Origin of the sequence: Nocardioides deserti (assembly GCF_014266025.1) — a bacterium.
GTDB lineage: Bacteria > Actinomycetota > Actinomycetes > Propionibacteriales > Nocardioidaceae > Nocardioides > Nocardioides deserti.
The window spans coordinates 1-25065 of the sequence record NZ_JACMYC010000022.1 but is presented as its reverse complement, the minus strand read 5'-3'; the positions used below and the strand labels follow the sequence as shown (position 1 = coordinate 25065).

Sequence of the window (25065 nt, the reverse complement as noted above, 5' to 3'; positions counted from 1 at the left end):
CCCCGCCGGCGCCGAAGGTCGTGACCCGCACCCGCGGCCGCAGTGCCACCCGTCCGGCCGGCCCGCCGGCCGGTGCGGCCAGTGGCGCGACGGGCGGAGCCCCGGGCCACGACGGCTCGGCCGACGGCGTGCCCGCGACCGACGGCACCGAGTCCGCCGAGGACGCCGACGCGGCGTCGGTGGAGCACGTGCCGGTGAAGAAGAAGGGCCCGCGCAAGCGGTAGCCACCAGGGGCGGGACGGCGTACCGGCGTTTTGCGGTCGCCGCCCCGCGTCCGTACTATTGACCCTCGGTGCGCGCTGGACGGCGCGCCCTCTCTCCGTGCGGCGCGCAAGCGTGCGCGCCCGGGGACCCCGAACGCAATGCAGAGACCGACGAAGGAGACCGCGGTGTACGCGATCGTGCGCGCAGGCGCCAAGCAGCAGAAGGTTGCCGTGGGCGACGTCATCGAGATCGACAAGGTCGCGACGGCCGCCGGTGACTCGGTCACCCTCCCCGTCGTGCTCGTGGTCGACGGCGAGACCGTCACCTCCGACGCCGCGGCGCTGGACAAGGCGTCGGTGACCGTCGAGGTCGTCGGTGCCACCAAGGGCCCGAAGATCATCATCCAGAAGTACAAGAACAAGACCGGCTACAAGAAGCGCCAGGGTCACCGCCAGAAGTACACCCAGGTCAAGGTCACCGACATCTCCCTCTGAGCCTCACCGCTCGAGGTCAGCAACCCACACCCAAGGACACGACATGGCACACAAGAAGGGCGCGGCGTCGACCAAGAACGGTCGCGACTCCAACGCGCAGCGTCTGGGCGTCAAGCGCTTCGGCGGCCAGGCCGTCAACGCCGGCGAGATCATCGTCCGCCAGCGCGGCACCCACTTCCACCCGGGCAGCGGCGTCGGCCGTGGCGGCGACGACACGCTCTTCGCGCTGGTCCCCGGTGCGGTCGAGTTCGGCACCCGCCGTGGTCGTCGCGTCGTGAACATCGTCCCGGGCGAGTGACCTGAGGCGACACATCGTCGGTCGGCCCGCGCCGACCACCGTAGGGCGCCCCGGTTCCGGGGCGCCCTCCGTCATTTCTCCCCGAAGTAGGTAGCACCATGGCCGTCCCCACGTTCGTCGACCGCGTGACCCTGCACGTCGCAGCCGGGCGCGGTGGGAACGGCGTCGCGTCCGTCCACCGCGAGAAGTTCAAGCCGCTCGGCGGCCCCGACGGCGGCAACGGCGGCCCTGGCGGGTCGGTCATCCTCCGCGTCGAGCCCCAGGTCACCACGCTGGTCGACTACCACCACAGCCCCAAGCGCCGCGCCGAGCACGGCGGCCACGGCGCGGGCGCCCACCGCAACGGCGGCCACGGGGCCGACCTGGTGCTGCCGGTCCCCGACGGCACGGTCGTCAGCCTGCGCGACGGCACGGTCCTCGCGGACCTCGTCGGCGCCGGCACGGAGCTGGTGATCGCCCAGGGCGGTCGCGGCGGGCTCGGCAACGCGGCGCTGGCCAGCAGCAAGCGCAAGGCCCCCGGCTTCGCCCTGCTCGGCGAGCCCGGCGAGGAGCTCGACATCGTCCTCGAGCTCAAGGTCGTCGCCGACATCGGCCTCGTGGGCTTCCCGAGCGCCGGCAAGTCCAGCCTGATCGCCGCGATCTCGCGGGCCCGGCCGAAAATCGCGGACTACCCGTTCACCACGCTGGTGCCGAACCTCGGCGTGGTCACCGCCGGCGACACCACCTTCACCGTCGCCGACGTGCCCGGCCTGATCGAGGGCGCCAGCGAGGGCCGCGGCCTCGGCCACGACTTCCTGCGCCACATCGAGCGGTGCGCGGCGATCGTCCACGTCATCGACACCGCCACCATCGAGCCCGGCCGCAACCCCCTCGACGACCTCGACGTCATCGAGAACGAGCTCACGCGGTACGGCGGCCTCGAGGACCGGCCCCGCCTCGTCGCGCTCAACAAGACCGACGTCCCCGACGGCTCCGACCTCGCCGACATCACCATCGACGACCTCCGCGCCCGCGGCCTGCGGGTCATCCCGGTCTCGGCCGCCTCGGGCGCCGGGCTGCGCGAGCTGACCTTCGCCATGGCCGGCATCGTCGAGGCCGCCCGGGCCGAGACGCCGGTCGTGCAGGGCGAGCGGATCGTCATCCGCCCGGCTGCGGTCGACGGCGGCGACGACTTCACCGTCACCGCGACCAACGAGGGCTGGCGCGTCCGCGGCACCAAGCCCGAGCGCTGGGTCCGCCAGACCGACTTCAGCAACGACGAGGCCGTCGGCTTCCTCGCCGACCGGCTCAACCGTCTCGGCGTCGAGGACCGGCTGGTCAAGCTCGGAGCGGAGGAGGGCGACACCGTCCTCATCGGCCACCCCGACAACGCGGTCGTCTTCGACTTCAAGCCGGGCATCGAGGCCGGCGCGGAGATGCTCGGCCGCCGCGGTGAGGACCAGCGCTTCGACGAGTCGCGGCCGGCCGCGCGCCGCCGCCGGGTGATCGACGAGCTGATGGACGAGCGGGACGAGAACGAGACGCGCGCCGACGTGGCCCGCCGCATCGACCGGCCGGGCGGCCCGACGTCGTACGAGATCGGCAGCGCCGAGGACCCCGACTGGGCCGAGGACGACCCGGGTGAGTGAGCCGGTGGGCACGGCCGTCGCGGGCCGTGCGGTGGTCACCGGCGCGCGCCGCGTGGTCGTCAAGGTCGGCTCGTCGTCGCTGACCACCGCCGCCGGCGGGATCGACCCCGAGCGGGTCAGCCGGCTCGTCGACGTGCTCGCCGCGACCCGGGCGGGCGGCGCCGAGGTCGTGCTGGTCTCCTCCGGCGCCATCGCGGCGGGGCTGTCCCCGCTGGGCCTGCGCCGGCGCCCCCGTGGTCTTGCCGCGCAGCAGGCCGCCGCGTCGGTGGGCCAGGGGCTGCTCGTGCACCGCTACACCGAGGAGCTCGCGCGGCACGGCGTCGTCGCCGGCCAGGTGCTGCTCACCGTGGACGACGTGACCCGGCGCTCGCACTACCGCAACGCCCACCAGACCTTCGCCAAGCTGCTCGAGCTCGGCGTGCTGCCGATCGTCAACGAGAACGACACGGTCGCGACCACCGAGATCCGCTTCGGCGACAACGACCGCCTCGCCGCGCTGGTGGCGCACCTGGTCCACGCCGACCTGCTGGTGCTGCTCTCCGACGTCGACGGGTTGTACGACGCCGCGCCGTCCGACCCCGGCAGCCGGCTGCTCACCGACGTCGTCTCCGACGCCGACCTGGCCGCGGTCGACATCGGCGGCACCGGGACGGCCGGTGTCGGCACCGGCGGCATGCGGACCAAGGTCGACGCCGCCCGGATCGCGACCGGGGCCGGCATCCCCGTCGTGCTCACCTCCGCCGACCGGGCCGGCTCGGCGCTCGCCGGCGAGCAGGTCGGCACGCTGTTCCACGCCACCGGTCGTCGCCGCCCGACCCGGCTGCTGTGGCTGGCGCACGCGACCGAGCCGATGGGCTCGCTGGTGCTCGACGCCGGTGCGGTCCGCGCGGTCGTCGAGCGCCGCGCGTCGCTGCTCGCGGCGGGGATCACCGGCGTGACCGGCTCCTTCCACGCCGGCGACCCGGTCGACCTGGTCGGCCCCGACGGCGCCGTCGTGGGCCGCGGGCTGGTCAACTTCGACGCCGAGGAGCTGCCCGGCCTGCTCGGTCGCTCCTCGCGCGACCTGGCACGCGAGCTGGGAGCGGCGTACGAGCGCGAGGTCGTCCACCGCGACGACCTCGTCCTGGTCTGAGGCCCGCGGTGGTGCGTCGCGCGCTCTCGACGCTCGGCTGGTGGCTGCGCGACCACGCCGGCCTCGTGCTCGTCCTGCTGCTCCTCCTCCCGGCAGCGGCGCTCACCACCCTGCGGCTGACCGACGCCACCTGGGGACCGGCGGTGCGGCTGACGTCGTTCGTCCCCTACGCCCTGCCGGTGTACGCCGCCGCGCTGGTCGTCGCCGGGATCGGCCACGCCCGGTGGCGGACCCGGCTGCGGCTCGTGCCGGTGGTGCTCGCGGCGGCCGGCCTGGCCGCGCACGGGTGGTGGGTCGCGCCGTACTGGCTCGGGCCCAACCCGCCCGCTCCCGGCGGCGCCGAGCCGATCGTGGTCGTCACGTCGAACCTGTTCGGCGGCGAGGGTGACGCGCTGGGCCTGGTCGAGCTGGCGAGCGCCGAGCAGGCTGACCTGCTCGTGGTCAACGAGGTCACCGGGCCGGCGCTGCGGCGGATGCGCGCGGCCGGGCTGGCCGACGTGCTGCCGTACTCGATCGGCCGACCCGAGGCGGACCCGACGGCCGGCACGATGGTCTTCAGCCGCGTCCCGCTGTCCGAGGCGGTCCGGCTCGACACCCCGCTGGCGTCGTACCAGGTCGACGTCGGGGGACCGGGCGGGCTGACCCTGCTCGCGGTGCACCCCTCCGCGCCGACGGCCGTCGCGGACTGGCGCCGCGACCACCGCACCGTGCGCCGGGCGGCCGTGCGGTCGGACGCCGACCTGGTCGTCGGCGACCTCAACGCCACCCTCGACCACGCCCCGATGCGGCGGCTGGGCGACGCGGGCTACCGCGACGCGGTCGAGCTCGCCAACGCCGGCTTCCAGCCCACCTGGCCCGAGAACGGGCTCTTCGGCCCGCTCGGCTTCCTCCCCGCCCTCGTCGCCATCGACCACGTGCTCGTCGGGGAGGACCTCGCCGCCCGCTCCGCCCGCACCATCGCGCTCGGTGGCACCGATCACCGCGCCGTCGTCGCCGAGCTCGCCCGCAAGTGAGCGGCGCGGGGGTGCGCCGTAGGCTGGGGGACGCCATGACCAGCAGGACCGTTTACCTCGACCACGCCGCGACCACCCCGATGGTCCCCGCGGCGGTCGAGGCCATGACGGCCCGGATGCTCGAGGTCGGCAACCCCAGCTCGCTGCACGCCTCGGGCCGGCAGGCCCGGCGGGTGGTGGAGGAGTCGCGGGAGACGATCGCGCAGGCGGTCGGCTGCCGGCCCGGCGAGGTGGTGTTCACCTCCGGCGGCACCGAGGCCGACAACCTCGCGGTCAAGGGCGTCTTCTGGGCCCGCCGCGGCGCCGACCCGCGCCGCACCCGCGTGCTGACCACCGCCATCGAGCACCACGCCGTGCTCGACACGGTCCACTGGCTCGAGGAGCACGAGGGCGCCGAGGTCGAGCTGCTCCCGGTCGACTCCCACGGCGTGCTCGACCTCGACGCGCTGCGTGCCTCGGTCGGGCGGGACCCCGCCAGCGTCGCCGTCGTCTCGGTGATGTGGGCCAACAACGAGGTCGGCACCCTCCAGCCGCTCGAGGAGGTCGTGGCGGTCGTCGGCCCGCACGGCATCCCCGTGCACACCGACGCCGTCCAGGCCGTCGGGCAGGTGCCGGTCGACTTCGCCCGCACCGGCGTCGACGCGCTCACGCTGACCGGCCACAAGCTCGGCGGTCCCTGTGGCGTCGGCGCGCTGGTCGTACGTCGGGAGCTCGGCGTGACCCCGATCGTCCACGGCGGCGGGCAGGAGCGCGACATCCGCAGCGGCACGCTCGACGTGCCGGCGATCGCGGGTTTCGCCGCCGCGGTGGAGCTGGCGGTCAAGAACCAGGCCGAGCACGCCGCCCGCGTCTTCGCCCTCCGCGACGACCTGGTCCGCCGCGTCGTCGAGCAGGTGCCCGACGCCCACCTGCACGGAGCTCCGCTCGACGGTGCGGCGACGGGCCGGCTCCCCGGCAACGCCCACCTCGGCTTCCCCGGCTGCGAGGGCGACTCGCTGCTGATGCTGCTCGACGCGCGCGGCATCGAGTGCTCCACCGGCTCGGCCTGCTCCGCGGGAGTGCCGCAGGCCAGCCACGTGCTGCTGGCGATGGGCTGCGACGAGGAGTCCGCCCGCCACTCGCTGCGCTTCTCCCTCGGCCACACCAGCACCGCGGCGGACGTCGACGCGGTCGTCGAGGCCATCGCGCCCGTCGTCGAGCGGGCCCGGGCCGCACGCGCATGAGGGTCCTCGCCGCCATGTCCGGCGGCGTCGACTCCGCCGTCGCCGCCGCACGGGCCGCCGAGGCCGGACACGAGGTCACCGGCGTGCACCTGGCCCTCTCGCGCAACCCCGCGTCGTACCGCACCGGCGCCCGCGGCTGCTGCACGATCGAGGACAGCAACGACGCCCGCCGGGCGGCCGACGTCATCGGCATCCCGTTCTACGTCTGGGACATGAGCGACCGGTTCCACGAGGACGTGGTCGAGGACTTCATGGACGAGTACGCCGCGGGGCGCACGCCCAACCCGTGCCTGCGGTGCAACGAGAAGATCAAGTTCGCCGCGGTGCTCGACCGGGCGCTCGCCCTCGGGTTCGACGCGGTCGCGACGGGCCACTACGCGCAGCTGCGCACCGGCGCCGACGGCCTGGTCGAGATGCACCGCGCCGTCGACGGCGGGAAGGACCAGTCCTACGTGCTCGGCGTGCTCGACCAGGAGCAGCTGCGGCACTCGCTCTTCCCGCTCGGCGACACCCCCAAGGCGCTCGTGCGCGAGGAGGCGGCCCGCCGCGGTCTGCTCGTCGCGGACAAGCCCGACAGCCACGACATCTGCTTCGTCGCCGACGGCGACAACGCCGGCTGGCTGCGCGAGAAGCTCGGCGACCGCGCCCCCAACCACGGCGGCGACATCGTCGACGACGCCACCGGCGAGGTGCTCGGGCAGCACGGCGGGACCTACGGCTACACGATCGGCCAGCGCAAGGGCCTGCGGATCGGCACGCCCGCGCCTGACGGGAAGCCGCGCTTCGTCCTCGACATCGAGCCGGTCGCCGGCACCGTCCGTGTCGGTCCGCGCGAGCGGCTCGCGGTCACCGGCCTGCGCGGCATCCGTCCGCGCTGGTGCGGCACGGTGCCGGGCACCCTCGAGGGTCCGGGCGTGACGGTCCAGCTGCGCGCCCACGGCGACGAGCACCGCGCCCGCGTCGTCGTCACGCCCGACGGCCCCGACACCGAGGTGGAGGTCGAGCTGCTCGACCCGGCGTACGGCATCGCCCCCGGCCAGGCCGTCGTCGTCTACGACGGCACGCGGGTGGTCGGCTCGGCGACCATCGCCGCCACCGAGCGGGTCCCCGCATGAGTGCCACGATCAAGGCCACCGGCGTCGGCTCGCACCCGGGCGAGGACCAGCACGCCTTCGACGAGGCCGTCCGCGTGGTGCTCGGCGAGCTGGGGGAGGGCCTCGGCGTGCCGTACCTCCCCGAGGTCCCCGGCCGAGGCGCCACCGCCACGATGACCGGCCGCGGGCTGGCCGTGCTCGACGACCTCGACGCGGACCTCCAGCCGGCCGGCTGGAGGCTCACCGGATCCTCCGGCTCGCCGGGGGTCGACCACCGGCGCACGCGCAGCCTGCTCGCCCAGGACCTCGACGCCGTCGAGGAGCAGGCGCGAGACTTCGCAGGCACCTTCAAGGTCCAGGTCGCGGGCCCGTGGACGCTCGCCGCGACCGTCGAGCGCCCCCGCGGCGACAAGGTGCTCGCCGACCACGGCGCCCGCCGCGAGCTGGCGCAGGCGCTGGCCGAGGGCGTGGGCGCCCACGTCGCCGACGTGCGCCGCCGGCTGCCGTCGCTCGAGCGGCTCGTCGTGCAGGTCGACGAGCCGGCGCTGGCGGCCGTGCTCTCGGGCTCCGTGCCGACGGCGTCGGGCTTCTCCCGCCACCGCTCGGTCGACCTGCCGGAGGCTTCGCAGGCGCTCGGGTGGGTCCTCGCCGCGGTCGCCGGGGCGGGGGCGGAGCCGTGGGTGCACGCGTGCGCGCCGGGTACGCCGTGGGGCCTGGTGCGCGGCGCGGGTGCGCGCGGCCTGTCGGTCGACCTCGCGGTCGTCAGCGCGGCCGACCACGACGTGCTCGCCGAGTCGCTCGAGGCGGGGGAGTCCGTCGCGCTCGGCGTGGTCCCCGGCACCCGCTCGGCCGCGCTGCCGACCGACGCGCAGGTCACCGAGCGGGTGCTCCGCTGGCTCGACATGCTCGGCCTCGACCCGGCCGAGGTGCCGGGCCTGGTGGTCGCCCCGGCCTGCGGGCTGGCGGGCGCGGACACGGCGTACGCACGCGCGGCGCTCGCCCTGGTCAGGACGAGCGCCGCGAACGTGCAGTCGGGCTGAGCCTCAGCCGCTAGCCGACGTGGACCCCGCCCTCGGGGCCGTCGGTGGCCAGCTCGGTGTGCTTGACGTCCAGCAGCGTCCAGATGAGCGCCGAGCCGATGAGGATCATCACGGAGCCGGTGAGGAACGCCGCCGAGGCGCCGTCGGTGAAGGACCCGACGAACGTCAGCCCGCCGACGGCCTCCGGGTCGAGCCTGCCGCCCGACGCCTCGGCCAGGCGCGGCGCCAGGTCGTCGCCGGTGCGGGTGGCGAAGTGGAGCGAGACGGTGCTGAGGACCGCCAGGCCGAGCGCGCCGCCGACCTGCTGCATCGTGTTGAGCACGCCCGAGCCGATCCCGGAGTCCTCCGCCTTGACGTGGTGCACGGCGGTCAGGGTCATCGGCACGAAGGTCAGGCCCATGCCGACCGCCATCAGCACGATGAACGGGAACAGCGAGGCCCAGTAGTTGAGGTCCGAGCCGACGTGGCCGCCGGACGCCGCGGCCTGCAGCAGCGCCGATGCGGAGTCGTCGACGTCGAGGCGGGAGAACCCGAACAGCGCGACCGCCGCCATCAGCGTGCCGGTGCCGGCGATGTAGCGGGCGTCGATCCGGCTGACCAGGTTCGAGGAGATGCCCGCGCCGAGCACGATGCCCAGCGAGAACGGCAGGAACGCGAAGCCAGTCCGCAGCGGGCTGTAGCCCACGACCTGCTGGATGAACAGGCTGAGGAAGTAGAACATCGCGAACATCGCCGCGGGGACCAGCATCATGACGACGAAGCTGGTGGCCCGGGTGCGGCTCTGCAGGATGCGCACGGGGAGCAGCGGGTGGCTCACCCGCGACTCGACGACCGCGAAGGCGGCGAGCAGCGCGACGCCGGCCACGAGCGAGGCGATCGTGGTGGGGTCGCCCCAGCCGTGCGCCTCCTCGCCGGCCCGGGTGAAGCCGAAGACCAGGGCGAGCAGGCCCAGGGTGCCGGTGAGGGCGCCGGGCACGTCGAGCTGGCCGGGGTGCGACTCGGACTCGGGCAGGAAGCGCGGGGCGAGCAGCGCCGCGGCGATGCCGATCGGGACGTTGATGAGGAACGTCAGCCGCCAGCCGTTGAGGTCGACGCCGAGCAGGCTGTCGATGCCGAAGACGCTGTCCAGCCCGGTCAGCCAGCCGCCGAGGATGAGGCCGACCGCCGCGCCGGCGCCCGACATCGCGGCGTACACCGCGAAGGCCCGGTTGCGCTTCGGGCCGGCCGGGAACGTCGTGGTGATCAGCGCCAGGGCGGCGGGGGAGGCCAGCGCCGCGCCGAGGCCCTGCAGGCCGCGGGCGCCGAGCAGCAGCGGCTCGTTGGTCGCGAAGCCGCCGAGCAACGAGGCGACGGAGAAGACGAGGAGGCCGAGGATGAAGATCCGACGGCGGCCGTAGAGGTCGCCGAGGCGTCCGCCGAGCAGCAGCAGGCCGCCGAAGGCGAGCGCGTAGCCGGTGACGATCCAGGTCAGGTTGGCGTCGCCGATGTCGAGGTCGGCGCCGATGTAGGGCAGTGCGATGTTGGCGATGCTCGCGTCGAGCACCACCATCAGCTGGGCGACCGAGATCAGCACGAGCGCCCAGCCGAGGTGCTGGCTGCGTCCCGACGCGGGCTCGGCCACCGGGGTGCCGCCGGCGGCGGGCTCGGTGGTGGTGGGGTCGGACATGGGTGGTCCCTTTCCTCTCAGCAGCCGCGGGTCGCGGCGGGCAGGACGATCTGGTCGATGACGCGGGCGACGAGCTCGGGTGAGGGCTCGTCGCCGAGGACGAAGACGCGGTGCAGGACGATCCCGGGCAGCGCGGTCTCGAGGAGGTCGAGGTCGGCGTCCGGGGCGACCTCACCGCGCTCGCGGGCGCGCTCCCACACCAGGTGGGAGACGGCGCGCTTGGCGCTCACGACCTCCTCGCGCCACGCGGTGGCGAAGTCGGCGTCGCGGGCGATGGCGGTGACCACGCTGCCGAGCAGCGCGACCTGTGCGGGGTCCATCAGCCCGTCCCCGGGGGATGCCCCGCAGAAGAGCTGCTCGAGGTCGCCGCGCAGGCTGCCGGTGTCGGGCACCTCGCTGGGGGTCTTGGTCGAGTGGAGGGCGTCCACCACCAGCCGGGCCTTGCTCGTCCAGCGGCGGTAGAGGGTCGCCTTGGAGGCCCGGGCCCGGGTCGCGACGGCGTCCATGGTCAGGCGGTCGTAGCCGACGTCGCCGAGGACCTCCAGCGTGGCCGCGAGGATCTCGCGCTCACGGTCGCCGTCGACGCGCGGTCGCGAGGCGTGCTCGGGCTCGGGGCTGGTCACGGTGGGCCACTTTCGTTCACACGGATGAAACGGAACGGTTCCGTTCCATCGCACTCCAACGAAGGTGCTGCCCGCCGCATTCCGCCGGTCTGGACCAGTGCGTCGTACGCCGTCGCGGTGCGCCCTGCTCGGGCTGTCGGCGGGCACCGGCAAGATGTGCCCATGACCGACCCGACCCCGGCGAGCGAGGACGCGCGCGAGGAGCACCGGCGCCTGTCCGAGGAGATCGACGACGCCCGCTGGCGCTACTACGTCCTGGACTCCCCGACCCTCTCCGACGCCGACTTCGACGCCCGGATGCGTCGGCTCGAGGAGCTCGAGGAGGAGCACCCGGAGCTGCGCACGCCGAACAGCCCGACGCAGAAGGTCGGCGGGGCGGTCTCGACCGAGTTCACCGCCGTCGACCACCTCCAGCGGATGGAGAGCCTCGACAACGCCTTCTCCTTCGAGGAGCTCGAGTCCTGGCACACCCGGCTGCGGCGCGACGGCGTGGACGACCCGGCGCTGCTGTGCGAGCTCAAGGTCGACGGTCTGGCGATCAACCTGCTCTACGAGGACGGCCGGCTGGTCCGCGCGCTGACCCGCGGCGACGGCCGCACGGGCGAGGACGTCACGCTCAACGTCCGCACCATCGACACCGTCCCCGACCGGCTCACCGGCACCGACGAGCACCCGGTCCCGCGGCTGGTCGAGGTGCGCGGCGAGGTGTTCCTGCCGGTCGAGGCGTTCGAGCGGCTCAACGAGGCGATGACCGAGGCCGGCAAGCCGGTCTTCGCCAACCCGCGCAACGCCGCGGCCGGGTCCCTGCGCCAGAAGGACCCGCGCGTCACGGCCACCCGCGCGCTGGGCATGGTCTGCCACGGCCTCGGCAAGCGCGAGGGCTTCGAGCCGCGCGCGCAGTCCACGGCGTACGACGCGTTGCGGGCGTGGGGCCTGCCGACGTCGGACCGGGTGCGGGTGGTCGACTCGCTGACCGAGGCGCAGGAGTTCATCGAGCACTACGGCGAGCACCGCCACGACGTGGAGCACGAGATCGACGGCGTCGTGCTCAAGGTCGACGACGTCGGGCTGCAGCGGCGGCTCGGGTCCACCAGCCGGGCGCCCCGGTGGGCGATCGCGTTCAAGTACCCGCCCGAGGAGGTCAACACCCTGCTCCACGCCATCGAGGTCCAGGTCGGCCGCACCGGCCGGGTCTCGCCGTTCGGGCGGATGGAGCCGACCCGGGTGGCCGGCTCCACGGTCGAGAAGGCGACGCTGCACAACGCCCACGAGGTCAAGCGCAAGGACGTCCGCCCCGGCGACACGGTGATCCTGCGGAAAGCCGGCGACGTCATCCCCGAGATCGTCGGTCCGGTGCTGGCGCTGCGCCCCGAGGGGCTGGCGGAGTGGGAGATGCCGACCGACTGCCCGGCCTGCGGCACGCCGCTCTACCAGCAGAAGGAGGGCGACCGGGACCTGCGCTGCCCCAACCACCAGTTCTGCCCGGCCCAGGCGCGCGAGCGGGTCTACCACGTGGCCGGGCGGGGCGCCTTCGACATCGAGGGGCTCGGCTACGAGGCGGCGACCGCGCTGCTCGACGCCGGCGTCATCGGCAACGAGGGCGACGTCTTCGACCTGACCGAGGAGTCGTTGTTGAAGGCGCCGCTGTTCACCCGGGCGCCGAAGAAGGGCGAGGGCGACGGGCCGGTCCTCAACGCCAACGGCCAGCGGCTGCTGGCGAACCTCGACGACCGCAAGCAGGTGCCGCTGTGGCGGGTGCTGGTCGCCCTCTCGATCCGGCACGTCGGGCCGACCGCCGCGCGGGCGCTGGCCCAGGAGTTCGGCTCGATGGAGCGGATCCGCGCGGCCTCCGAGGCCGAGCTGGCCGCCGCCGAGGGGGTCGGGCCGACGATCGCCGAGGCGGTCATCGAGTGGTTCGGTGTCGACTGGCACCGCGAGATCGTCGAGAAGTGGACCGCCGCCGGCGTCGCCATGGCCGACGAGCGCGACGAGTCCACCCCGCGCACCCTCGAGGGGCTCACGATCGTGGTGACCGGCTCGCTGGCCGGGTTCAGCCGCGACGAGGCCAAGGAAGCCGTCCTGGCGCGCGGTGGGAAGGCGGCCGGCTCGGTCTCGAAGAAGACCGACTTCGTCGTCGTCGGCGAGAACGCCGGCTCCAAGGCCGACAAGGCCGAGCAGCTCGGCCTGCCGATCCTCGACGAGGACGGGTTCCGCCTGCTGCTCGAGTCGGGGCCCGACGTCGTCCGCCCGCCCGAGGCCGGGGACGCGGCCGAGGACGCCGCCGAGGACGCTGCCGAGGACGCTGCCGAGGAGGACGTCAGCGGGTGACGTGCTGCGCGAGCACCTGCTCGCGCAGGACGTCGGCAGGCAGGCCCGGCCGCGGCCGTTCCTCAGGACTCGAAGACGGCCCCGGTCGGCCTTAGCGTCTCCAGCAGCTCCTCCTCGGTGACGCCCAGGTCGACCGGGAGCTCCTCGCACGCGCCGCTGGCGGGGTCGCACGTCGTCACGGCGTCCGCCGTCACGCTCATCAGCTCGCTGCCCGCTGTCCAGCTGTAGCGGGCGGCGGGCGGGTCGAGCGGCAACGGCTCGGACCCGCCGTCGACGGCGACCACCGTGAACGTGGGGTTCTGCCAGCCGCCGCCCTGGACGAGGACGTGGCGGCCGTCGGGGGAGAGGTCGAGGTAGGCGTTGCGCTGCGGGCTGCTCCACACCTCGGCGCCGGAGTCGAGCTCGACGATCGACGACCCCGACACCCCGCGGTCGCCCCCGACGTCGGTCACCTCGAGCTTCCGTGGTGTGACCTCGCCGGTCCGCCAGTCCACCGCGAGGTGGCGCTCGCCGCCGTCCTCGCTCAGGGCGCGGACGTACGCGATGTCGCCGACCAGCTCGAGGGTGGCGAAGTAGGCGCCGTCGGCCTCGGGCACCGGCACCCGGGCGACCTCACGGTCCGCCGCGACGTGGTGGACGACGATGACCAGGCTGCCGTCTCGGGAGTCGCCCCAGGCGACGTACGGCTGGGCGGGGTCCGTGCTGTGGGCGACCTCCTCGGTGACCAGCCCGAGGCGGCGGACGTCCCCGTCGGGCGTGACCAGGGAGAACCGCTGAGGACCGCCGCCGTCGCTCCAGTTGTTCTCCCCGTGCCGCACGAGGATGCCGGCGGACGTGTTGTAGATCGACTTGACCGCCTTGTCGTCGATGACGGCGCGACGGCTCGCGTCGTCGTACCAGAGCGTGGTCCCGACGGTGAAGGTGGCGCCGGTGTCCCCGGACGACGTCGCCGGGTCGACCGGGCGGACGGCGTCGTCGTCGCCGGCGGGTGCGAGGGCCAGGCCGGTGCCCGCGAGCGCACCCACGGCCACGAGGCCGGCGACCGCGCCCGTCGTCCGTCGGCGGCGCCGGACGGCCCGGCCGCGGCGGAGCACCGCGGCGGTCGAGGGGGGTGGGACGTCCACGGCGTCGGCCTCGGCGTGGAGCAGGGCGGAGAGTCGTTCAGTCATGGCGGGCTCCTGAGGTGTGCGGGACGACGGCTTCCCCGAGCAGGGTCCGGAGCCGCGCGAGGGCGTCGGAGGTCTGGCTCTTGACGGTCCCCTCGCTGCAGTCCAGCGCGGCAGCGACCTGTGCGACCGGCAGGTCGTCGTAGTACCGCAGCACCACGACCGCGCGCTGCCGCGGCGCCAACCGGGCCAGGGCTGCCACGAGGGTCGGCCGATCGGCGGGGTCGCTCGCGGGTGCGACGCCCTCCGGTAGCTCGGACGTCGGTCGCTCGTTGCGCCAGCCGCGCTTGCGGAACCACGACGCCGCGGTGTTGACGAGCACGGTGCGGGCGTATGCCGGCGCCGCCTCGATCGTGCGCACCTTCGCCCACGACGCGTACGTCTTGGCGAGCGCGGTCTGCACGAGGTCCTCGGCCTCGGCGTGGTCGCCGAGGAGGAGGTACGCCGTGCGGTACAGCGAGGGCCACGTCGCGTGGACGAGCTCGCCGAACTCGGCGTCGGAGGGTGGTCGTGGCACGGGCGGCTCCTGTCGGGAGGTGTCTACCCGAAGAGATGCCGCGACCGCGAGGGTCGGTTGGGTCGCGAGCCGGAGACAGCAGCGCGCCGGCCTCCCCGGGGGAGACCGGCGCGCTGCTGGTGCCTCAGGCCGCCAGCTTCTCCGCGACGGTCAGCGCGCGGACGACGAGGTGGTCGAGGGCGGCGTGGTCGTCGTCGTCGAGGTCGGTGGACTGTCCGGTGACCTTGCCGACGCCGTACGGGTTGCCGTCGTTGAACTTCAGCTGGTCGGTGTAGCCCGGCGGGACGATGACGCCGCCGAAGTGGGCGAACGTCGTGTGCATCGCCAGCAGCGTCGACTCCTGGCCGCCGTGCTTGGTCTGCGACGAGGTGAAGGCCGTGTAGACCTTGTCGGCCAGCCTGCCCTGGCTCCAGAGCGGGCCCAGGGTGTCGATGAACGCCTGTAGCTGGCTGGTCACGTGGCCGTAGCGGGTCGGCGAGCCGAACACCACGGCGTCGGCCCAGTCGAGGTCGTCGGGCGACGCGACGGGCTGGTCCTCCACCTCACGCCGGTGCGCAGCCCAGGCCTCCTGGCCCTCGACCACCTCGGCGGGCGCGGTCTCGGCGACGTGGCGCAGCCGCACCTCGGCGCCGTGCTTCTCAGCGGCTTCGGCGACGCGCTGGGCCATGGCGTGGGTCGTGCCGTAGGAGGAGTAGTAGACGATCGCGAGCTTGGTGGTCACAGGAACGGTCTCCGTCCGAGAGGGAATCAGTTCAACCTTCAATCTTCCGGTGCCCGACCGGCGACCGGACAAACGAGACGGGCTCCTAAGATCGACCCCATGCCTGAGATAACGCGTGACGAGGTCGCGCACCTGGCGAACCTCGCCCGGATCGACCTGGACGCCGCCGAGCTCGACCACCTCGCGCCGCAGCTGTCGGTCATCCTCGAGTCGGTCGCCTCGATCAGCGGGGCCGCCGGCGACGACGTGCCGCCGACCTCCCACCCGCTGCCGCTGACCAACGTGTTCCGCGACGACGTGGTCACCCCGTCGCTCGCCCCGGAGGAGGCGCTCGCGATGGCACCCGCCGTCGAGCAGCAGCGCTTCGCCGTGCCGCGGATCCTGGGGGACGAGCAGTGAGCGCGCCCGAGACCCGCACCGCGGCCCAGCTCGCCGACGCGCTCGCCGCGGGGGAGACCACCTCGGTCGCCCTGACCCAGGCCCACCTCGACCGGATCGCGGCCGTGGACGGTGACGTGCACGCCTTCCTCCACGTCGACGCCGAGGCCGCGCTCGCGCAGGCCGCCGAGTCCGACGCCCGCCGCGCCGCCGGCGCGCCCGCCTCGCGCCTGGACGGCGTACCGATCGCGGTCAAGGACGTGCTGACCACCGTCGGCATGCCCACGACCTGCGGCTCGAAGATCCTCGAGGGCTGGCTGCCGCCGTACGACGCCACGGTCGTCAAGCGGATCAAGGACGCCGGCCTGCCGATCCTCGGCAAGACCAACATGGACGAGTTCGCCATGGGCAGCTCGACCGAGCACTCGGCGTACGGCCCCACCCGCAACCCGTGGGACCTCGACCGGATCCCGGGCGGCTCCGGCGGTGGTTCGGCCGCGGCCGTCGCGGCCTTCGAGGCGCCGCTCGCGCTCGGCACCGACACCGGCGGCTCGATCCGCCAGCCCGGCGCGGTCACCGGCACGGTCGGCGTGAAGCCGACGTACGGCGGCGTCTCCCGCTACGGCCTGGTCGCCATGGCCAACAGCCTCGACCAGGTCGGCCCGGTGACCCGCACGGTGCTCGACTCCGCGCTGCTGCACGAGGTCATCGGCGGGCACGACCCGTTCGACTCCACCAGCATCGACCAGCCGCTGCCGGCGCTCGTCGCCGCGGCCGAGCAGGGCGCCTCCGGCGACCTCTCCGGGCTGCGGGTCGGTGTCATCAAGGAGCTGCATGGCGAGGGCTACCAGGCCGGCGTCCAGGCCCGCTTCACCGAGTCCGTCGAGCTGCTGGTCGCCGCCGGCGCCGAGGTCGTTGAGGTCTCCTGCCCGAGCTTCGTGCACGCGCTGGCGACCTACTACCTCGTCATGCCGTGCGAGGCCTCGAGCAACCTGGCGAAGTTCGACGCCATGCGCTACGGCATGCGCGTCCTCCCCGACGGCGTCGACAACCCGAGCGCCGAGGAGGTCATGCGGGCCACCCGCGACGCGGGCTTCGGCGACGAGGTCAAGCGCCGGATCATCCTCGGCACCTACGCGCTGTCCAGCGGCTACTACGACGCCTACTACGGGCAGGCGCAGAAGGTCCGCACGCTGATCAGCCGCGACTTCGCCGCGGCCTTCGAGCAGGCCGACGTGCTGGTCTCGCCGACCGCGCCGACCACGGCGTTCAAGCTGGGCGAGAAGCTCGACGACCCGCTGGCGATGTACCTCAACGACCTCGCCACCATCCCCGCCAACCTCGCCGGCGTCCCGGGCATCTCGCTGCCCAGCGGCCTCGCCGACGAGGACGGCCTCCCGGCCGGCTTCCAGGTGCTCGCGCCCGCGCTGGCCGACGACCGGCTCTACCGGGTCGGCGCCGCGCTGGAGGCCGCACTGCACGCCAAGTGGGGCGGCCCGCTGCTCGCCCAGGCCCCGACCCTCGAAGGAGCGACCCGATGAGCACGAGCACCCGCGAGGCGCTGCTGCCCTGGGACGACGTGCTGGCGGCGTACGACCCCGCGCTCGGCCTGGAGGTCCACGTCGAGCTCAACACCGCGTCGAAGATGTTCTGCGGCTGCCCGACCGAGTTCGGCGCCGAGCCGAACACGCAGGTCTGCCCGACCTGCCTGGGTCTGCCCGGCGCGATGCCGGTCGTCAACGGCAAGGCCGTGGAGTCGGCGATCCGGATCGGGCTCGCGCTGAACTGCGAGATCGCGGAGTGGTGCCGGTTCGCCCGGAAGAACTACTTCTACCCGGACATGCCGAAGAACTTCCAGACCTCTCAGTACGACGAGCCGATCGCGTTCGAGGGCTTCATGGACGTCACGGTGCCGAACGCGGAGGGCGACGACGAGACCTTCCGCGTCGAGATCGAGCGCGCGCACATGGAGGAGGACACCGGCAAGTCGCTGCACGTCGGCGGCGCCACCGGCCGCATCCACGGTGCGGAGTACTCGCTGGTCGACTACAACCGCGCCGGCATCCCCCTCATCGAGATCGTCACCAAGCCGATCCGCGGGGCGGGGGAGAAGGCGCCCGAGATCGCCAAGGCGTACGTCGCGCAGCTGCGCGAGCTGATCGTCGCGCTCGGGGTCTCCGACGCCCGGATGGACCAGGGCTCGATCCGCGCGGACGTGAACCTCTCGCTCGCGCCCAAGGACTCCGGCGTGCTCGGCACCCGCACGGAGACCAAGAACGTCAACTCGCTGCGGTCGGTCGAGCGGGCCGTGCGCTACGAGATGCAGCGCCACGGCGCGATCCTCTCCGGCGGCGGCTCGATCCTGCAGGAGACGCGCCACTGGCACGAGGACACCGGCATCACGACCAGCGGCCGGGAGAAGTCCGACGCCGAGGACTACCGGTACTTCCCGGAGCCCGACCTCGTCCCGGTCGCGCCGTCGCGCGAGTGGGTCGAGGAGCTGCGCGGCACGCTGCCGGAGAACCCGACCCAGAAGCGGGCGCGCCTGCAGGCGGAGTGGGGCTTCTCCGACCTGGAGATGCGCGACACCGTCGGCGCGGGGGCGCTCGGCCTGGTCGAGGAGACCATCGCCGCCGGCGCGACCCCCTCGGCCGCCCGCAAGTGGTGGCTCTCCGAGCTGGCCCGCCGCGCCAACGAGGCCGGCACCGAGCTCGCCGGCCTCGGCGTCTCCCCGCTCGACGTCGCCCGCGTCCAGGCGCTCGTCGACTCCGGTGCGATCAACGACAAGCTGGCGCGACAGGTCTTCGACGGCCTGCTCGCCGGCGAGGGCACGCCCGACGAGGTCGTCGAGAAGCGCGGGCTCGCGATCGTCTCCGACGAGGGCGCGCTCTCGACCGCCGTCGACAACGCCATCGCCGCCAACCCCGACGTCGCCGACAAGATCCGCGACGGCAAGGTCGCGGCCGCCGGCGCCCTCATCGGTGCGGTCATGAAGGAGATGCGCGGCCAGGCCGACGCCGGCCGCGTCCGCGAGCTGATCCTGGAGAAGCTGACGTAGGTCGCGGCAGCCGTGAGGTTCATCGGGGCGCCGATGAACCTCACGGTTCCCCGATGGAGCTTCATCGGGGCGCCGATGAACCTCACGGTTCCCCGATGGAGCTTCATCGGGGCGCCGGCAGGTTCATCGGGGCGCCGACAAACCTGACGACCCGGCGGCCGCCTCGGCGTGTGACGCATGGGACGGGAGTGACGACGACGTAGCCTGGGGCACGCGGTCGTGGGGCCGCTTCGTCTCGCTTGCCGTCAGGAGTGTCGTGCCCGTCGTCCGCCGTACCGGGGGTCTGCTCGCGCTGAGCACGGTCCTCGCCCTGGTCCTCACGCTCACCGTGACGCTGGTCGGCTCGGTGCCGCTCGGCCCGGCGTACGCCGCGTCCCCGGCCGCTGCCGCGCCGGTCGCATCGAGCGCGGCAGCGTCGAGCCCGACCCTCACGACGGCGCCGCTCGCCCGCAAGGGGAAGGGCTGGAAGCCGCGAGCAGGGGTGCTCTTCAACAACCCCCTCGGCAACCGGCAGCAGCGCCGGCGGATCGTGCGCCAGGTGATCCGGGCGATCGACCACACCCCGCCGCGCGGCGAGATCCGGATCGCGAGCTGGAACGTCCGCAACGCCGGCATCACCCGGGCGCTCGCCTCGGCCCACCGCCGCGGCGTGACGGTGCGGCTGATCATGTCCCGCGGCAACCTCGGCACCAAGGGCGACCCGAACCCGGGCGTGCGCCGCCTGGTCCACGAGCTGTCGGTCAACGGCAACAAGCTCCGGCGGCCGGCGCGGCGCAGCCACGTGAAGTCGTGCCGGAGCTCCTGCCGCGGCACGACCGGCATCTCGCACTCGAAGTTCTTCCTCTTCAGCCGCAGCGGCACGGCGCGCTCGGTGGTCATGAACGGCTCGTTCAACGCCACCGACCTGGCCTCGAGCAACCAGTGGAACGACGTGTACGTCGTGCGCGGCAAGCCGCGGGTGTACGCCGCCTTCCGCAGCACCTTCGCCGAGATGTGGCGCGACAAGCCGGTCCGCAACGCCTACACCCGCGCCCGCGTCGGCCCGGTGACGGCGTTCTTCTACCCGTACGCCGGCCGGCGGGCGAAGCGGGTCGACCCCGCACTCAGCGAGCTGCGCGCCGTCCGGTGCCGCGGCGCCCGCAACACCACCAGCGGCCGCACCAAGATCCGGATCGCGATGACCAGCTGGTTCGGCGAGCGCGGCACCCGGCTCGCATGGCGGGTGCGCCGGATGCAGAACAACGGCTGCGACGTGAAGATCGTCTACGCCGTCATGGGGAACGAGGTGCTGCGCATCCTGCGCCGCGAGGGCCGGCGGCCGGTGCGGCTCCAGCAGATCGTGCAGGACTTCGACGGCGACGGCGTCTACGACCGCTACCTCCACATGAAGGTCCTCACCATCAAGGGCCGCTACCGCGACAGCCGACGCGCGACGGTCGTCGTCAACGGCTCGGCGAACTGGTCGCCGGCGGTGCTCAACAGCGACGAGGCCGTGCTCCGGATCCGCCGTGGGCCGGTGCTGAAGGCCTACAACCGGCGGATCGAGAAGCTTTACCGCAAGCCGCCGGAGACCGGCCTGATCGCCCCGGTGCTGGGTCGGCGGCTCGGGATGATCGACCCGTACGCCGAGATCGAGCCGCACTGACGCCGCCTGCGACGCGGGGCTCGGCCTGAGCCCCGCGGCGTACCGTGGCCGCATGCGCGCGTCCCGGCTGTCCCTGCTCGCCGCCACCACCGCCCTCCTGCTGCTGGCCGCCGGCGCGGGGGCCGGCGCGGACCCGCTGGACCGGGCGATCGCGGGCACCCCGGGCGACGACCGGCTCGTCGGCACGTCGTCGGCCGACGCGATCAAGGCCAAGTCGGGGGACGACCGCGTCCTCGGCAGGGGCGGGAACGACGTGCTGACGCTCAACGCCGGCGACGACACCGGTGAGGGCGGTGCCGGCGACGACCGGATCAACGGAGGGCCTGGGGTCGACCTGCTGCGCGGGATGGGCGGGGCCGACCGGCTGCTCGCCGGCCCGGACGCCGACCGGGTGCTCGGCGGGGGCGGCGACGACTGGCTGCACGGCAGCGACGGCGACGACGTGGTCGACGGAGGCCCCGGGGACGACCACCCGCAGGGCGGCCCGGGCGACGACACGGTCCGCGGCGGACCCGGCGACGACGAGCTCGACGGCGACCGGGGTGTGGACCTCATCGACGCCGGTCCGGGCGACGACCAGGTCACCGGCGACGAGGGCGACGACGTGATCCGGCCGGGCGACGGCGCGGACGAGGTCTACGGCGAGGAGGGCGACAACGAGGTGATCGCCACCGACGACGGCGTCCGCGACGACATCTTCTGCGCCACGCTCGGCGGCCCGCCGGGACGCATCACGTACATCGGCGCGCGCGACCCGCTCGACGCACTGCGCAACTGCGTGGTCACCGTCGTCCCGGGCTGAGCCCCGACCACGCGCGACCGGCGGCCGGCGACGGGCAGCTGCGACGGGCCCGGGCGAGCCCGGTCTCGGCCTTCGGGATCCCCGCTTGTTACGGTCGTGGGGCCAGCCTTCGTCCCCACGACCGAGCCGATTCCCGGGGTGCCTCGTCGATGAACAACTGCTCGCCCGTCCTCCCTGCCCGCGCCCCGGCGTGGGGCGTGCTGACCGCCGTCGTGGCAGCCCTGGCGCTCCTGGCAGGCCCGCTGGCCGTGCCGGCGCAGGCGAAGTACACGCCGTCCTCGGGCGTCCGCACCAACAACCCGCTCGGTGACCGCGAGGCCCGCCGGATGGTCATCGGGCACGTGATCCGCTCCATCGACGCGGTGCCGCGCGGGGGCCAGATCCGCATCGCGAGCTGGAACATCCGCAGCGACGACATCGTCAACGCCCTCGTCCGCGCACACAGCAAGCGCAAGGTCGGCGTCAAGGTGGTCATGGACCGGCTCAACGCCAACCCCGACAACCCCAACCGCGGCATCAACCGCCTGCAGCGGGAGCTGAAGAAGGGCAACGGCTCGCGCAAGCCCTACCTGCGCAGCGGCCTGCGCAAGTGCGTGAGCGCCTGCCGAGGCCCGGGCGGCATCGCGCACTCGAAGTTCTTCCTCTTCAGCAAGGCCGGCAAGGCCCGCTGGGTGGTCATGAACGGCTCGTTCAACGCCACCGACCTGGCCGCGCACGGCCAGTGGAACGACATGTACACCGTGGTCGGCCGCAAGGCGGTCTACCAGGAGATGCGCGTCGTCTTCAACCAGATGTGGCGCGACAAGAACGTCAGGCAGGGCTACCGCCACAAGTCCTACGGCAAGGGCCTGACCACGATGGTCTACCCCTGGCGCGGGTCCGGCACGAAGGGCGACCCGATGCTCAAGGAGATGTCGAAGATCTCCTGCAAGGGCGCGCGCAACACCGCCAACCGCCGCACCAAGATCCGCATCTCGATGACCTCCTGGCACGGCGACCGCGGCAAGAAGATCGCCTGGGCCGTGCGGCGCAAGCAGAACGCCGGCTGCAACGTGAAGATCGTGTACGCCGTCGCCGGCAACGAGGTGCTCCGCATCCTGCGCCGCGAGGGTCCCCGCCCCGTGCCGCTGCGCCAGATCACCCAGGACTTCAACGGCGACGGCGTCTACGACCGCTACCTGCACACCAAGGTGCTCACCGTCCGCGGCCACTACCGCAAGGACCGCCGCGCGACCATGACCCTCAACGGCTCGGCCAACTGGTCGCCCGCGGCGCTGCCGAGCGACGAGGTCCTCATCCGGCTCCAGAGCCCGGGGCCCATGAAGAAGTACAACGCCTTCATCGAGCGGCTCTTCCGGAACCCGCCGCCGCGCAGCCGGCCGGTCGCCGGCCGCCTGACCGCCCGGTCCGGTACGGAGTCGGTCGAGGGGACGGTCGAGCTGCCCGAGCACCTGCCGCTCGGCACGCGGATCAACGGCGTGGACCCCTACGCGAAGCTCCAGGCCGGCTGAGTCTGACCGCGCCCGACCGGGCCGTCCGGCCGTGTCCGGCCTCACTGGTCGGCCGGGGAGCAACCGGTCCGACGTGGAGTAGGCTGCCGGCGACATCCACATCGTTCGCACCCAGGGGAAGCCGGTCCGAGTCCGGCGCTGACCCGCAACCGTAGGCCGACGGTCCCAGCACCACGAGCACCACCGGGACCGCGCGGCGAGCCGGAGCACCTGCTGCGAGACGCCTGATCACACGCTGTCGAGGAACGCAGCGGGTGGCCGACGCCGGGTCCCCGGTCGCAGCCCTCCCGTGGTCGCAGCGGGAAGGACCACCGTGAACAAGCCCACCCTCGCGCGCCGCACCGGCGCGCTGCTCGCCGTCAGCGCCCTGGGGGCGGCCGGCCTGGTCGCCGCCCCCGGAGCGGCGACCGCCGCTCCGGTCCCCGGCGCCGACCAGGCGCCCGCCACCGCCTCCGCGTCCTGGCTCGCCGGCCAGCTCGAGGACGGCCTCCTGACCTACCAGGCCGGCGAGTTCCAGAACGCCGACCACGGCCTCTCCATCGACACCGCGCTGGCCCTCCAGGAGGTCGGCGGCCAGGACGCGGCCGTGACGGCGGTCCGGGACGCGGTCGCCGCCGGGTTGGCCGGCTACATCTCCGGCGAGGCGTTCGGCGACGTCGGCAGCACCTACGCCGGCGCGGCCGGCAAGGCCCTCGCCCTCGCCACCGCGACCGGTGGCGACCCGGAGTCGTTCGGCGGGGTCGACCTGGTCGCCCGGGTCGAGTCCGTCACCGACGACACGACCGGCCGGACGGCCGACGTCAGTGAGTACGGCGACTACGCCAACACCCTGGGCCAGTCCTTCGCCGCCCGCGGGCTCGCCGCGGCCGGCAGCCCGGAGGCGGCCGCCGCCACCGACTTCCTGCTCGACCAGCAGTGCGAGGCCGGCTTCTTCCGTCAGGCGTTCTCCGCCACGGGTGCCGCGGACCAGACCTGCGACGGCGCCGCGGACGCCGAGCCGAGCGTGGACGCCACCGCGACCGCGGTGCTCAACCTGCTCGCCCGCGACGACGCCGGCGAGAACGCCATCGCCGCCGCCGTCGACCGAGCGGCCACCTGGCTGGCCTCGGTGCAGCGCGCCGGCGGCGCGTTCGGCGCCGACGACCAGATCGAGAGCCCGAACGCGAACAGCACCGGCCTCGCCGGCTGGGCGCTCGGCCTCGCCGGGCGCGCCACCGACGCCGCGGAGGCCGCCGCCTGGCTGCGCGCCCGCCAGCTGACCAACGTGGGGTCCTGCACGCCGTTCCGGCCCACTGACCTCGGCGCCGTGGCGTACGACGACGCGGCGCTCGCCGGAGCCCGCAAGGACGGCATCACGGCCGCCACCGAGGGGCAGTACCTCCGTGCCACCGCGCAGGCGCTGCCCGCGCTCCAGTGGGCCCCGGCCGCCGGTGGGGCGAACGTCCTCGCGGCGCCGGACTACGTCAAGGCCGGCAGCCGCGTGAGCCCCGGCGTCATCGGCGCCGCGCCGGGCGAGTGGCTGTGCGCCTCGGTCGCCGGTGCGACCGCGTCCGTCCCGGCCGACGTCGCCGGCGAGGCCGTGCTCCGCGTCCGCCTCCCGAAGGCCGCCGGCACCCGCACCGTGACCGTCAGCGACGCCGACGGCGTCGTGGGCACCGCCCGCTTCCGCGCGCTCGGCGCGACGAAGCTGACCGTCCGCGCCAAGAAGAACGCGGTGCGCCGCGGTGCGAACCAGGTGGTCAAGGTCCGCGGCCTCGCGCCGGCCGAGCCGGTCCGCGTCGTCGTCGGCGGCCGCCGCGTCGACACCGGTCAGGCCAACGCGAAGGGCCGCTTCACCGGTCGCTTCAAGGCCACCGGCAGCGGTCGCACGAAGGTCGTCGTGAAGGGCCAGTTCGGCAACCGCAGGGGGACCGCGGCGTACCGGGTGACCCGCTGATGCTGCGCGGCCTCCTCGCCCGCCTCGCCGCCGCGACCCTCGTGGTCGCGGCGGGCGGCACGGTCGCCGCGCCCACCCCGTCGTACGCCGCCGCGTGCTCCGGCAGCACCGGCGTGACCGCCGTGGTGGACCGCAACGAGCTCGGCGGCGGCGTCCAGCAGGTCTGCGTCGCCGGGGGTGGTGGGGACTCCGCGGCCGCGGTCTTCTCGGCGGCGGGCTTCCCGCTGACGTACGCCCAGCGCGACCCCGGCTTCGTCTGCCGCGTCGCCGGCGTCCCGACCAGCGACCCGTGCGTGAACGCGGCGCCGGCCGACGCCTACTGGGCGCTCTACTGGTCCGACGGGAAGTCCGGCTCCTGGGTCTACTCCTCGCTCGGCGCGGGTGGCCTGACGGTGCCGGACGGGGCGTACGTCGGGTTCTCCTGGCAGGGCTCGTCCACCAAGAGCCCGCCGAGCGCCACTCCGGCCCCGCACCGCGCACCGGCCGCCTCGCCCAGCCCCACCGCCGGCGCGACGAAGCCGCCGGCCACCGCGGGCGGCGGCTCGAGCGGCTCCGGCGGCTCCGGGGGCTCGGGCGGCTCCGGGGGCT

General features: G+C 74.0%; 22 protein-coding genes and 1 pseudogene. 18 read left to right on the top strand and 5 right to left on the bottom strand.

Going from position 1 to position 25065, the window contains the following annotated elements:
• The 9 genes from H7344_RS19435 to H7344_RS19395 form a co-directional block, all read left to right on the top strand.
• A partial coding sequence (locus tag H7344_RS19435; RefSeq protein ID WP_186347641.1) for a hypothetical protein occupies positions 1 to 224 on the top strand: 224 nt, incomplete at its 5' end.
• Positions 225 to 389: 165 nt separating this feature from the next.
• Positions 390 to 698 carry a 50S ribosomal protein L21 gene (gene rplU / locus H7344_RS19430; protein WP_166189507.1) on the top strand — a complete coding sequence of 103 codons (309 nt, stop codon included), beginning with the start codon at positions 390 to 392 and terminating at the stop codon, positions 696 to 698.
• 43 nt (positions 699 to 741) lie between these two features.
• The gene (gene rpmA / locus H7344_RS19425; RefSeq protein ID WP_166189404.1) at positions 742 to 996 is read left to right on the top strand and encodes a 50S ribosomal protein L27; all 255 of its coding nucleotides are present in this window, start codon (positions 742 to 744) and stop codon (positions 994 to 996) included.
• 98 nt (positions 997 to 1094) lie between these two features.
• Positions 1095 to 2624: a GTPase ObgE gene (gene obgE / locus H7344_RS19420; protein ID WP_186347640.1), complete on the top strand. Its 1530-nt coding sequence runs from the start codon at positions 1095 to 1097 to the stop codon at positions 2622 to 2624.
• The gene (proB, locus tag H7344_RS19415; protein WP_229706875.1) at positions 2617 to 3756 is read left to right on the top strand and encodes a glutamate 5-kinase; all 1140 of its coding nucleotides are present in this window, start codon (positions 2617 to 2619) and stop codon (positions 3754 to 3756) included. Before obgE ends, proB begins: the two co-directional genes overlap by 8 nt.
• Before the next feature lie 11 nt (positions 3757 to 3767).
• On the top strand, positions 3768 to 4769 hold the full coding sequence (locus H7344_RS21340) for an endonuclease/exonuclease/phosphatase family protein (RefSeq protein WP_186347639.1): 1002 nt from the start codon (positions 3768 to 3770) through the stop codon (positions 4767 to 4769).
• 35 nt (positions 4770 to 4804) lie between these two features.
• Entirely contained in the window at positions 4805 to 5992 is a 1188-nt protein-coding gene (locus tag H7344_RS19405) for a cysteine desulfurase family protein (protein WP_186347638.1), read from the top strand.
• On the top strand, positions 5989 to 7107 hold the full coding sequence (mnmA, locus tag H7344_RS19400; RefSeq protein WP_186347637.1) for a tRNA 2-thiouridine(34) synthase MnmA: 1119 nt from the start codon (positions 5989 to 5991) through the stop codon (positions 7105 to 7107). Before H7344_RS19405 ends, mnmA begins: the two co-directional genes overlap by 4 nt.
• The gene (locus tag H7344_RS19395; RefSeq protein WP_186347636.1) at positions 7104 to 8126 is read left to right on the top strand and encodes a uroporphyrinogen decarboxylase/cobalamine-independent methonine synthase family protein; all 1023 of its coding nucleotides are present in this window, start codon (positions 7104 to 7106) and stop codon (positions 8124 to 8126) included. The genes mnmA and H7344_RS19395 overlap by 4 nt, the downstream gene beginning before the upstream one ends.
• 10 nt (positions 8127 to 8136) lie before the next feature.
• On the opposite strand, the gene H7344_RS19390 is transcribed toward H7344_RS19395, so the two are convergent.
• Both H7344_RS19390 and H7344_RS19385 read right to left on the bottom strand, forming a co-directional pair.
• Entirely contained in the window at positions 8137 to 9792 is a 1656-nt protein-coding gene (locus tag H7344_RS19390; protein ID WP_186347635.1) for an MFS transporter, read from the bottom strand.
• 17 nt (positions 9793 to 9809) lie between these two features.
• Complete coding sequence (locus H7344_RS19385) at positions 9810 to 10415, bottom strand: TetR/AcrR family transcriptional regulator (RefSeq protein WP_229706874.1); 606 nt, start codon at positions 10413 to 10415, stop codon at positions 9810 to 9812.
• Between the two features lie 162 nt (positions 10416 to 10577).
• Here H7344_RS19385 and ligA point away from each other — a divergent pair, with 162 nt between their 5' ends.
• On the top strand, positions 10578 to 12743 hold the full coding sequence (ligA, locus tag H7344_RS19380; RefSeq protein WP_186347634.1) for an NAD-dependent DNA ligase LigA: 2166 nt from the start codon (positions 10578 to 10580) through the stop codon (positions 12741 to 12743).
• A gap of 62 nt (positions 12744 to 12805) precedes the next feature.
• Here the strand turns inward: ligA and H7344_RS19375 are convergent, their stop codons facing one another.
• From H7344_RS19375 to wrbA, 3 genes are all read right to left on the bottom strand, one after another.
• Positions 12806 to 13912, bottom strand: a complete 1107-nt coding sequence (locus tag H7344_RS19375) for a hypothetical protein (RefSeq protein ID WP_186347633.1) — start codon at positions 13910 to 13912, stop codon at positions 12806 to 12808.
• Entirely contained in the window at positions 13905 to 14426 is a 522-nt protein-coding gene (locus H7344_RS19370; RefSeq protein ID WP_186347632.1) for a SigE family RNA polymerase sigma factor, read from the bottom strand. The genes H7344_RS19375 and H7344_RS19370 overlap by 8 nt, the downstream gene beginning before the upstream one ends.
• A 124-nt stretch (positions 14427 to 14550) precedes the next feature.
• Complete coding sequence (gene wrbA, locus H7344_RS19365) at positions 14551 to 15147, bottom strand: NAD(P)H:quinone oxidoreductase (RefSeq protein WP_186347631.1); 597 nt, start codon at positions 15145 to 15147, stop codon at positions 14551 to 14553.
• A 99-nt stretch (positions 15148 to 15246) separates the two neighbouring features.
• Here wrbA and gatC point away from each other — a divergent pair, with 99 nt between their 5' ends.
• The 8 genes and pseudogenes from gatC to H7344_RS19325 all read left to right on the top strand — a co-directional run.
• Positions 15247 to 15546 carry an Asp-tRNA(Asn)/Glu-tRNA(Gln) amidotransferase subunit GatC gene (gatC, locus tag H7344_RS19360; RefSeq protein ID WP_166189383.1) on the top strand — a complete coding sequence of 100 codons (300 nt, stop codon included), beginning with the start codon at positions 15247 to 15249 and terminating at the stop codon, positions 15544 to 15546.
• Positions 15543 to 17066 carry an Asp-tRNA(Asn)/Glu-tRNA(Gln) amidotransferase subunit GatA gene (gatA, locus tag H7344_RS19355; RefSeq protein ID WP_186347630.1) on the top strand — a complete coding sequence of 508 codons (1524 nt, stop codon included), beginning with the start codon at positions 15543 to 15545 and terminating at the stop codon, positions 17064 to 17066. The genes gatC and gatA overlap by 4 nt, the downstream gene beginning before the upstream one ends.
• Positions 17063 to 18583, top strand: coding sequence for an Asp-tRNA(Asn)/Glu-tRNA(Gln) amidotransferase subunit GatB (gene gatB, locus H7344_RS19350; RefSeq protein ID WP_186347629.1), 1521 nt, complete (start codon positions 17063 to 17065; stop codon positions 18581 to 18583). Before gatA ends, gatB begins: the two co-directional genes overlap by 4 nt.
• Positions 18584 to 18839: 256 nt before the next feature.
• On the top strand, positions 18840 to 20228 hold the full coding sequence (locus tag H7344_RS19345; RefSeq protein ID WP_186347628.1) for a phospholipase D-like domain-containing protein: 1389 nt from the start codon (positions 18840 to 18842) through the stop codon (positions 20226 to 20228).
• Between the two features lie 52 nt (positions 20229 to 20280).
• Positions 20281 to 21030, top strand: coding sequence for a calcium-binding protein (locus H7344_RS19340; RefSeq protein WP_186347627.1), 750 nt, complete (start codon positions 20281 to 20283; stop codon positions 21028 to 21030).
• A 149-nt stretch (positions 21031 to 21179) separates the two neighbouring features.
• Positions 21180 to 22541 carry a phospholipase D-like domain-containing protein gene (locus tag H7344_RS19335; protein ID WP_186347626.1) on the top strand — a complete coding sequence of 454 codons (1362 nt, stop codon included), beginning with the start codon at positions 21180 to 21182 and terminating at the stop codon, positions 22539 to 22541.
• Between the two features lie 313 nt (positions 22542 to 22854).
• Positions 22855 to 24477 carry a prenyltransferase/squalene oxidase repeat-containing protein gene (locus H7344_RS19330; RefSeq protein WP_186347625.1) on the top strand — a complete coding sequence of 541 codons (1623 nt, stop codon included), beginning with the start codon at positions 22855 to 22857 and terminating at the stop codon, positions 24475 to 24477.
• Positions 24477 to 25065: pseudogene (locus H7344_RS19325) on the top strand (hypothetical protein); the annotation flags it as partial. The gene H7344_RS19330 and the pseudogene H7344_RS19325, both read left to right, overlap by 1 nt.